The organism is Vagococcus acidifermentans (assembly GCF_003987655.1).
GTDB lineage: Bacteria > Bacillota > Bacilli > Lactobacillales > Vagococcaceae > Vagococcus_B > Vagococcus_B acidifermentans.
Genome location: NZ_NGKC01000011.1, coordinates 97,576 through 105,473, shown reverse-complemented (window position 1 = coordinate 105,473; position 7,898 = coordinate 97,576). Strand labels below are relative to the sequence as shown.

Below are 7,898 nucleotides of genomic sequence, written 5' to 3'. Positions count from 1 at the left end.
TTCAGTGTAAAATGTACTTGGGTCATGTAAAGTCCTCCTAGGTATGTTTTTGTGGTTAAAAACATTGTACCGTAAAAGGGCTGTTACATGGCCTTTTATCTTTTACACAATTATATGGACTTTATCCGAAAAACAGCTACTTAACCTTATTTATATTGTTGGGACTTTATGGTATCCGCTTTTTAATGCCGGAAATAGCAGCAAAATTATGGGGGTTCCCAATGATTTATCTCAACCCGGTGGAGGTTTTGCACGGTGATTTTTTAGCAACCGATTCCAGGGGAACTATTGTGACTGGAATGCTTGTTTTGGTGGTGTGGAGCCTGGCAATCATTCTATTGTTGAGTTATCTGTTTAGAAATGCGGTTTACAGGAGGGAGAGCCAGAGATGAAAAACTATCTAAAGATGGAATTGAAAACCCTGCTGTCTTCCGTTAAAAACCGCTACATTATCATTATTGTTTTGTTACTAGGACTTTTTTATACTTTTGAAGTGGCACCAAAGTACGATCCTATTGAAAAAGTGAATTTAACTCAAACTAAAATGGCGCTAGCCGATAGGCAAGAGTTTTTAGAACAAGTACAGCTTGATGAAGGGACACATCCGTTAGTGTTTTTTGCTACTGAAATTTTTCCTGAATGGAATCAGCTGGATATTGAAAGGATTGACAGCTTTTCAAAAAGGGATTATCAAAAATACGCTGAGGAAACGTCAAAATGGTATGAGTTTACGGATAATATATATAATGCAAAGATAACGGAAGATTTGCGTTACCCAATTGGTTATTATACGTTGAATAATTATTTTGCCCACTACGATGGTCACTATGCCTCTAAAAGAGAGGCAGTTAAATATAAGGCTCTTGCTCGAAGCGAGGTTCCTCTGTCAGTAAATGTTTTTGAAGAAAGAACGGCTCTACAGACACTGGTCAGAGAAAGCTCCGTTTTACTGCCTCTGGTCATCATTATTTCGACAGTTTTGCTGTCGGCAGATGTTGTTGTCAAAGATTTCCGTCACCAGTCTTTGGCTGCCGGTTATCCATTGCTCCCTATGGAACGCATTCTTAGTAAATTAATTGCTGTTCTGTTCGGGTTTTTGCTAACAATCTTAGCCTTGTTGCCAGTTTTTTTCATTCTTAGTATCAAGTATGGTGTAGGTTCTCTGAAATTACCGGTCATGATTTATAACAATAACTACCTAAACGACGGTGCTTTTCATACAATGACAATAGCTAAATATCTGCTTGTTTTTGGGAGTTTGTTAGGGCTGATTGTCTTCATTATTTTTTTCAGCATTGTTTTACTGAGCCAGGTGTTGCCGTATGAAGGGCTGAATATAATAGCACCTATTTGCTTATTTTTGTTGGAACCTGTGTATTTTAGACGGGGAATTGGAGAATATTTTCCTGTTCAGTGGCTGCCAAGTACTTTTGCCAAGATTGGCGATATTGTGACAGGACATGCCAATTATTTATATGTCACTCAATCCTTAAACGTTCAACAGATGGTTTTGGTTTTAGGACTGTTGTTATCCGTTTTGCTAGTCAGCAGCTACTTATTATCTCGAAGAATGGGGCGATTCATTTGATTGAAGTAAAAGATTTAGTCGTTGATTTTAAAGGGAAAACCATATTAAACAAGTTAAGTTTTACTCTTGATAGAGGAGAAATTATCGGACTTGTGGCTCCTAATGGTACTGGCAAATCTACATTAATGAGAGGAATAATGAATTATCTTGTGCCCAACAGCGGTCAGATTGAAATAGACAAACTCTCCTATAAAAACAGAAGGGAAGAGAAGAAAATTCACCGCTTAATCACGATGATGCCGGATCAAAATGATTTATATAATTATTTGTCTGGTATGGATCATCTGAAAATTTATCAAAATATGTGGCATCAGACAGCTATTAGTCCTCAAAAAGTTATTGAAGAATTAAAAATGACGGATTATTGTCACAAAAAAGTTGGTGACTATTCACTAGGGATGCGGCAGCGATTATGTTTTGCTATGCAGATTGTTGCTAACACTCCTTACATGTTAATGGATGAAGTCATGAATGGACTGGATCCTTCAAACGTTGCTCTTATCTCACAAGTTCTAATCGAAAAAAAAAGAGAAGGAAAAGGGATAATCATTGCTTCTCATTTATTAGAAAACTTAACGGTTTTTTCCGATATCATTTTCTTTTTAAAAGATGGGATACTCACTAAAAAAATTGTGAAGGGTCAAGCTGAGCGGCCGGTTGTCAGATTTACCAGTAAGAAAAAACTGTTAACCTTAGCTGATTTTAAAGTCGTCTGCTTACCCAATGGTACCAGCTATATCTCTGTTGAAACGGAAGCCCAATTGACTGAGATTATCAATGCTTTAATGACAGCAGGCATCCATCAATTTTCTTATTCGCCAATTACTCTTAATGATTTATATTTTTATTATTTTGAATAATTAATTTAAGCCAATTGGGGATGTGATATAAATCAACAACGATACCCCTAAAAATAGGGATACTCACCTAAATTGCTGTAAGGTAATGAAGACGGCATTGTGAATGAGCCTTCCGTAAAAACGTGGGCAAATCATTCACATTTTGATATCTATTTCATTTTTGGGGGCTTAATAATATGGCTTATACACATTGAATCTACGTCCAAAAAAAAGTACTAAAATGGAAATCTGCAAGCTATCGATTCAAATTAGAGTATTTAAAACTAAATAAAATGAAAGAAAATGTTATCCTATAGTTGATTAATTTCAGTCATAAGCATTTAAATCAACGTTCAATTTATTCCTATGAAAATAGTTATCTTAATTGTTAAATTAGTATTAAGATGTTGCGATTGGTCTTGACATATACCGTCCGATATTAACTTCGTTTAATTTATATTATGTAAACCTATTGATGTTTAAAAATATAACAAGCAAATTATCCCTCTCTCCTTAAAACAATAACTAAGGTAAGGAGATGTCGCTAATTTGCTTGTTATTTCTTTCTAAACAAAGAGTATACACTTCATTTAAACTTTATTCAAGATTAGCATGTCTGTTGTCCATGTCGGTTTGAGTTTGTTTCTTTATTTTTTTTAGCTCAACAACTATACTATCGTAAATAAGCCAACTCATTTGTTCAAATGACGAGCCGTTTGGTTGAATGGAAACTGATTTACTTGTAGATTCGTCAGTTTTTGAAGAAGCTCCTGGGACTTTTACGACAACATCTGCCAACTTACCTATACTATTTTCTGGGTAAATAGTCAGTGTGCCAAGTGTAACATTTAGAGCTTTAGCCTTATTAGCCATTGCTACTAAAGAAGCTGTTTCACCGGAGCCCGAGCTTATAATCAATAAATCGCCTTCTTTTATGGCTGGAGTTGTTGGTTCACCAACAAAATAAACAACAAAACCTAGATGCATTAATCTATTTGAAAACGCTCGAGCAGCAAATCCTGACCTACCTGCTCCAGCTATAAATATTCGCTTGGCATCTATTATCACTTCTTCTAATTGTAGTAAATCATCATTACTAATCTGTTTAGTATTTTGCAACAACTCTTCAATAATTGAAATTAAGTTTGATTGAATTGACATTTTATCACACTCTCTCCTTCAACGCAGCTTTGATTAATCTTGCTTCTTCAACCGGGTTAGAAGCATTTGAAATTGCAGACCCTACAATAATAATGTCCGGATCTAGCGCAACATAATCCTTAACAGTCTTGCTGTTGATACCGCCAGCTACAGCAACTTGAGCTTTATTGACCAACGTTTTCATTAGCTTTAGGTCATCAATTGGACGCCGTCCCTCTGCTTGCTGATCTGCACCAGTGTGAACTGCTAAAATATGGACTCCCATACTCTCTAACTCTTGAACTCTTGTTGATAAATCAGCGCAACAGAGCATGTCTGCAACTACTTTTTTCCCTTGTTCATTTGCTGACTTAAGACATCCTTGAATAGTTAAATTATCTGTTACACTTAAAACTGTTACATAATCTGCACCTGCCTCAAAACCAAGTTCTGCTTCAAAGTATCCCCCATCCATAATTTTCTCATCAGACAATATTTCCTTTTCTGGAAATAATTCCTTAAATTTTCTAACTGCATGTACTCCTTCAGCAATGATAAATGGTGTGCCAATCTCAATAATATCGACATATTCCCGAATATCTTCTATTAATTTTATAGCATCATTTAATTTAAGTTCATCTAAAGCAACTTGCAATTTCATAAAAATTCTCCTTTAATAAAAGTCTGAGCGTCCTCTCTTAATTGATGATAATAATTTAAAATTTTTTGAAACATACTGCTTTCGTTTGTTATACTTGTGTATTCAGTAATAGCTTTCTCAATCCCATTTTCTTGGATAAATTTCCGCATTTCTATACATTGTTCATCCTGAGGATTAAAAAATAAAAGTGCTGCTGCAATCCCTTTTAATAATTGTTCATTAGGCAAGCCAAACTTTTGACACTGTATAGCGGGGCCTACTAATCTATCCGACGGATGCAGTTTTCGAATTGGAGAACGACTCACACGATTGATGGTATCCTTTACACCAGGCGTTTGAAATCTGCGTATAGCGAAATCTATATAATTTTCTAAATCTTTTATCTCAAATCCATATTTTTCTCTCAATAATGTTGCAGATTCCATCATAGTTTTTCTTACCTGAGAAACTAAGTCTTCACGAAGAAAGACATCTTGGATAATCTCATACCCTAAAAGATGACCGATGTATCCGGCCCATGCATGGCCGCAGTTAATAATATATAACTTGCGCTCTAAAAACTGTTGTAAATTGTCAGTATAGATTGCTCCCTTAATAGGTTTGGAATCTGGTATAGCTAATTGCGTTGAATCAATTACAAGCTCAAAATCATCTCCAATTGAAACGACATGCTTTCCATTAACATTTTTGTCAAATACCATCCTGTCAATCGCTGTATTAGGAAATGTAGCGATTGAATCAATAGCGTTTGAAATACTGTTTTCGAAGTCCGCTTTTAAAATTTCATTTTTTAAAATTTCACTATTAAAATGAGCATTCTCGCAAGCTAAAATGTTAACTACTGGTTTATTTTCAGCTTTCCTCTGTATTAAACCATCTAGAATAAGAGGGGCAATTTTGGATAAGTTATCTGCCCAAACACTTGTAGTAATAATATCTGCCTTTTTCAATTCTTGTGTGACCTGGTCAAAATGTAAAATTGAAGACAATGCTTTGACATTGTTGATAATTTTTTTTTCATAATTATGATTAATCAAATATAGTTCGTAGCTATTTGTCTTGTTAATTTGATTAACTAATTCTTCGCTAACATCAATAAAAGTAATATCATATCCTGAGTCATGCAACAGCTCTCCTATAAAGCCCCTACCTATCGCCCCCGCTCCAAAATGAACAGCTCTCATTACTAAATGACCTCCTTAAGAATCTTCATTATCTCGTGTTTGTCTTTTGCAAATCGAAGCATTTCAACATTATTAATATCGGAACACACATTTGCTATTTTTCCTAAAATTTCAAGGTGCTCATTATTTTTACCAGCAATCCCGATTACTAAATACGCTATCCCTTCTTCATAAGAAACGCCTTCTGGTACTTGCAAAAAAGAGATACCTGAATGGTGAATTTTGTCAACAGATTTAACGATTCCGTGTGGTATCGCAACATTGTTACCAATATAAGTTGAAACCTCTTTTTCACGTTTTAACATATCTTCTATGTAAGAAGAATCAACATAGCCGTTCTCAACTAAAACAGTACCGGCTTGAATGATTGCTTCTTTTTTTGTTTTAAATTGTTGATTTAGTCTGATATTCTTCTCTTCAAAAACTCGCATAGAACTCTCCTTACAGTAAAATGTCATTGAGTACGCATCTTAATTCTTCTGCAAAAAATTGTTGAAGTAATTCAAAATCGTTTGCCCTAATAACAACATCTGCTTCTTCGTTAGTAATCAATGAAATTATCAAATTACTCAACAATGCAGTTGATTTCTGATTAGCTTTGGCCGGATGAACAATTACAATCACTTTCGTTAATTGTTCATCCGCCGTCTGATACTCAACATCAATAACTAATAAACTGGATACATTTTTGGTTGTCGGACAATTTAAAATGGCATATTTTTTATTTGGCACATGAAAATAATTCTGCGACCAATCAGCTGAAGCAATCTCTGCTGAAGAACTGCTCAAAAAATTTTTTCTGAGTAACATGTCCAAAATCTCATTTTTCAATTGATGATGCGAATTGATTTTGATGGACTTCAAGTCTAAACTTTTCAACAAATCGACTGCATATTTGGAACTTTTATAAAACTCATACAACTGGTCAATTGATTTATTAGAAATTTTTCTGGAGGCAGATTTATCTGTACTTTGGAGTAATGCTAAACTCGTGTATTTATGATTTTCAATCTTTTGACGAATAATTTGAATTTCATTCTCATTTAGTAATGGTGACACTTGCATATATTCATGTCTTTTTAAGTAGAGGGGAACAGTGGAAAGAATCAACTCGTATTCATCTAACTCAATATTGCGAAGCTCCATTAATGACGTGAGCCTTTTGACATAGACTTCAGGGATTTCTCTCTCTAACCGGTTGGCCAGCATTTTCGAAGAGCCCATTCCGCTTGAACAAACAATTAATACTCTAAACGATTTATCAACTAGTTTGTCCAACGCAACTGCGACATATAACACAAGAAAGCCAATTTCATCATTAGGAAAAAAATTTAGACCAAAAACTTTATTAACACTATTAGTAACAATAGCATATAAGCTTTGATAGTTTTGTTTAATTTCTCGATTTAACGGATTTCTTATAGATACACCAGTGTTTACTCTATTAACAGCTTTGACCAAATGATTTTGCAACCCGGTAAATAACTCTAAATTTTCCATCAATTTTATTCCAAGCTGTTCTTCGACATTCTGAATAAACAGTTTAACTTTATTCGTGAATCTTTGATTTCTAATTTGGTTGTTGCTTTTTTGATCACCAAAATATATTTGAATTAACCAACTTAAATAATTACGCCACTCATCAGGCACACTATAATCAAGCTCTCCTAATAATGAGTGACATAATTGTCTTTCTGAATCAGATACGTGCTTTATCTCCTGATCAAATGTCAAATCCTCATCCAATATTAATTCTCTTATCCAGCAACCGAATAAAATAATAAACTCAATCAAATCAATGTCATTAATAGCGTCGCCTTCATCTGATAAAATTATTTTTTTTACAATTTTAAAAGCCTCTTGACAACTATTGTCATATCTGTCATTCATAATCTTTAAAAAAATAGATTTTTGTAAATCATTGTCTTTTAACCATTTGAAAAGATTAGCAAATTCTACATTTTTCACCAAGATATCCATGATGGTAATATGTTTGTGATATATTTTTCCATCTATTCGAATGCCCTCTCCCATTTTACTAATTAAAATTAAATTTCTTTTTTTCAAAAATTGTCTAATCAGGTTTTGGTCTTTTTTGCTAGTGGATAGGGAAACATCTATATAAGATGAAACTGCTTCCCATTTTATAAAAGAAGATTCTGTTATTATTTTTAGCGTTTCCAGCTCAACCCGCTCTTCAATTTTATAATTATCAATATGAGACTCCTGCATTAATTCATCTTCTAGTTTAGAAATATTTTCTATTTTTCCTTGCAGCAACATTCCTTCATTAGGAATCGTAGTCAGTTCTAAATTATAAGATTTCAATAAAGAACGAACCCCTTCAAGTTCTCTATACACTGTTCTTTCACTTAATTCTAATCTGGATGCAATCTCCTTCACAGAGAGATTTTCTCTAGATTCTATAAAAAGCAGAGTTATAACTTTTACACGCTTTGAAATGTACATGAGTTATTACCTCCCTG

At 34.0% G+C, this 7,898-nt stretch carries 8 protein-coding genes; 3 read left to right on the top strand and 5 right to left on the bottom strand.

Annotated elements, in window-relative coordinates; translation table 11 throughout:
• Positions 1-185 precede the first annotated feature (185 nt).
• Genes CBF27_RS14165 through CBF27_RS10320 form a run of 3 tightly spaced genes read left to right on the top strand, consistent with a single transcriptional unit; the run spans position 186 to position 2,448 of the window.
• Positions 186-392 (top strand): hypothetical protein, encoded by a 207-nt coding sequence (locus CBF27_RS14165; RefSeq protein ID WP_170175083.1) that lies wholly within the window; start codon positions 186-188, stop codon positions 390-392.
• Positions 389-1,588 (top strand): hypothetical protein, encoded by a 1,200-nt coding sequence (locus CBF27_RS10325; protein ID WP_126814222.1) that lies wholly within the window; start codon positions 389-391, stop codon positions 1,586-1,588. The genes CBF27_RS14165 and CBF27_RS10325 overlap by 4 nt, the downstream gene beginning before the upstream one ends.
• On the top strand, positions 1,585-2,448 hold the full coding sequence (locus CBF27_RS10320) for an ATP-binding cassette domain-containing protein (protein ID WP_126814221.1): 864 nt from the start codon (positions 1,585-1,587) through the stop codon (positions 2,446-2,448). Before CBF27_RS10325 ends, CBF27_RS10320 begins: the two co-directional genes overlap by 4 nt.
• A gap of 576 nt (positions 2,449-3,024) precedes the next feature.
• On the opposite strand, the gene hxlB is transcribed toward CBF27_RS10320, so the two are convergent.
• The 5 genes from hxlB to CBF27_RS10295 are packed head-to-tail and all read right to left on the bottom strand — an operon-like array spanning position 3,025 to position 7,881.
• A complete protein-coding gene (gene hxlB, locus CBF27_RS10315; protein ID WP_126814220.1) occupies positions 3,025-3,588 on the bottom strand; it encodes a 6-phospho-3-hexuloisomerase in 564 nt (187 codons plus the stop codon).
• Between the two features lie 4 nt (positions 3,589-3,592).
• Positions 3,593-4,228 (bottom strand): 3-hexulose-6-phosphate synthase, encoded by a 636-nt coding sequence (hxlA, locus tag CBF27_RS10310; protein WP_126814219.1) that lies wholly within the window; start codon positions 4,226-4,228, stop codon positions 3,593-3,595.
• Positions 4,225-5,412: a mannitol-1-phosphate 5-dehydrogenase gene (locus CBF27_RS10305; RefSeq protein ID WP_126814218.1), complete on the bottom strand. Its 1,188-nt coding sequence runs from the start codon at positions 5,410-5,412 to the stop codon at positions 4,225-4,227. Before CBF27_RS10305 ends, hxlA begins: the two co-directional genes overlap by 4 nt.
• A 2-nt stretch (positions 5,413-5,414) precedes the next feature.
• The gene (locus tag CBF27_RS10300) at positions 5,415-5,843 is read right to left on the bottom strand and encodes a PTS mannitol transporter subunit IIA (protein WP_126814217.1); all 429 of its coding nucleotides are present in this window, start codon (positions 5,841-5,843) and stop codon (positions 5,415-5,417) included.
• 10 nt (positions 5,844-5,853) lie between these two features.
• Entirely contained in the window at positions 5,854-7,881 is a 2,028-nt protein-coding gene (locus CBF27_RS10295; RefSeq protein WP_126814216.1) for a BglG family transcription antiterminator, read from the bottom strand.
• Positions 7,882-7,898: the final 17 nt, after the last annotated feature.